Source organism: Ralstonia sp. VS2407 (assembly GCF_052950655.1).
On record NZ_JBRFVG010000137.1, the window covers coordinates 1 to 526 of the forward strand.

The window sequence follows — 526 nt, forward strand, 5'->3', positions numbered from 1 at the left end:
GATCACGACCGACACCACCGCGCGCGCCTTCGCGGTCGGAATCCACTTGTACGCGAACGTCTGTACCGACGTGATCACCGCGAGCACCGCGCCGTACAGGTTCAGCGCGTTGTGGCTGATCACGCTCAGCAGGAACAGCACGAGCATCAGCGGGCCGAGCGGGCCGGTCGCCTGCTTGACCGCGTCCATCGTGTCCGCGCCGGCCGGCACCGCGAGCACCGCCACCGCGCCGAAGATGAACGCGAGCGTCGAGCCGAGCGTGCAGCCGAGATAGGTCGCCCAGAACGTCGACGCGACGCCGACGTTCTCCGGCAGATAGCGCGAATAGTCCGACACGTACGGCGCGAACGCGATCTGCCACAGCGCCGACAGCGACACCGTCGCGAGCCAGCCCGCGAAGTCGAAGCCGCCGCGCGTCAGGAAATCGGCGGTGCTCACGTGCGACAGGATCATCCAGAAGCCGACGGCGATGCCGATGCCGAGCACCCACGTGCCGATGCGGTTCAGGATGTGGATGAACCGGTAG

The 526-nt window shown here is 67.5% G+C and carries 1 pseudogene; it reads right to left on the reverse strand.

Annotation, left to right across the window (positions count from 1 at the left end):
* Positions 1 to 526, reverse strand: a pseudogene (locus tag ACU8YE_RS24260) (cytosine permease); the annotation flags it as partial.